Source organism: Pseudomonas sp. EGD-AK9 (genome assembly GCF_000465935.2).
GTDB lineage: Bacteria > Pseudomonadota > Gammaproteobacteria > Pseudomonadales > Pseudomonadaceae > Aquipseudomonas.
In genome coordinates this window covers 1-1683 of the sequence record NZ_AVOF01000508.1, presented here as the reverse complement: position 1 = coordinate 1683, position 1683 = coordinate 1, and the positions used below count along the sequence as shown (strand labels likewise).

The following is a 1683-nucleotide window of genomic DNA, read 5'->3' as shown; positions in this document are numbered from 1 at the left end:
CATCACGGCAGCCGGCGCGGCGACCTGGTCCTCCGGGCGCACGTCGGCCAGGGCGCGGTGCAGGGTGCCGTAGAGGAAGTCATGCACCATGCGGCTGTCGCGGAAACGTACCTCGTGCTTGGTCGGGTGCACGTTGACGTCCACCGTGCTCGGGTCGATTTCCAGGAACAGCACGAAGGTCGGATGACGGCCGTTGAACAGCACGTCGCGATAGGCCTGGCGCACCGCATGGGCGACCAGCTTGTCGCGCACCATGCGGCCGTTGACGTAGAAGTACTGCAGGTCGGCCTGGCTACGGGAGAAGGTCGGCAGGCCGACCCAGCCCCACAGGCGCAGGCCGCCGCGCTCTATCTCGATCGGCAACGCCTGTTCGAGGAAGGCCGGCCCGCACACCGCGGCGACGCGCCGTGCGCGACTGATTTCGTCGCCCGCCTCATGCAGGCTGAGCACGCTCTTGCCGTTGTGACGCAGGTGGAAGCCCACGTCGAAGCGGGCCAGCGCCAGGCGCTTGATCACTTCCTGCAGGTGGTCGAACTCGGTCTTCTCGGCGCGCAGGAACTTGCGCCGCGCCGGGGTGTTGAAGAACAGGTCGCGCACCTCCACCGAGGTACCCACCGGGTGCGCCGCCGGCTGCACCCGCGGCTGCATGTCGCGGCCCTCGGTCTCCACCTGCCAGGCCTGCTCGGCGTCCGCCGTGCGCGAGGTCAGGGTCAGGCGCGACACCGAGCTGATCGAGGCCAGCGCCTCGCCGCGAAAGCCCATGCTGAGCACGGCTTCGAGGTCTTCCAGTTCGCGAATCTTGCTGGTGGCGTGGCGCGCCAGGGCCAGCGGCAGGTCGTCGGCAGCGATGCCGCCGCCGTCGTCGCGCACCTTGAGCAGCTTGACGCCGCCCTGCTCGACTTCCACGTCGATGCGCCGCGCACCGGAGTCCAGGCTGTTTTCCAGCAGTTCCTTGGCCACCGAGGCGGGACGCTCGACCACTTCGCCGGCGGCGATCTGGTTGGCCAGGCGCGGGCTGAGCAGGTGTATACGGGACATAACGCTCACTACTGGGCCGCCAGTGCCGTGGCGGGAATCTGCAGGGTCTGGCCGACCTTGATCACGTCGCCATTGAGGTTGTTGGTGCTGCGCAGCAGCGCCAGGCTGATCTGGTAGCGCTGGGCGATCAGCGCCAGACTCTCGCCGCGCGCCACCACGTGTTCGCGCGGGGCCGGGGCGATCTTGCCCTCGTCGCGCAGCCAGGCGATGTAGGTGCCCGGCGGCGGGTTCTCGCGGAAGAACTGGCGGATGCCGGTCTGGATCGAGCGCGCCAGCGCCTGCTGGTGGCTGGCGGTATGCAGCTTGCGCGCCTCGTTGGGGTTGGAAATGAAGCCGGTCTCGACCAGGATCGACGGAATGTCCGGGGATTTGAGCACCATGAAGCCGGCCTGCTCGACCCTGCGCTTGTGCAGCGAGGTGATGCTGCCCATGTTCGACAGCACCTTCTGCCCGACGTTGAGGCTGGAGCTCAGCGAGGCGGTCATCGACAGATCGAGCAGCACGCCGGCGAGCATCTTGTCCTTGTCGTCCAGGCTGACGTTGCCGGCACCGCCGATCAGGTCGGACTGGTTCTCCGCATCGGCCAGCCAGCGCGCGGTCTCCGAGGTGGCGCCGCGCTCGGACAGCGCGTACACCGAGGCGCCG

General features: G+C 68.5%; 2 protein-coding genes. Both read right to left on the bottom strand.

From position 1 onward, the window contains the following. Positions 1-1047: DNA mismatch repair endonuclease MutL (gene mutL, locus N878_RS19715; protein WP_177342914.1), on the bottom strand; the 1047-nt coding region annotated here is incomplete at its 3' end. Beyond that, the coding region (locus N878_RS19710) for an N-acetylmuramoyl-L-alanine amidase (RefSeq protein ID WP_021445278.1) at positions 1047-1683 on the bottom strand (637 nt) is incomplete at its 5' end. The genes N878_RS19710 and mutL, both read right to left, overlap by 1 nt.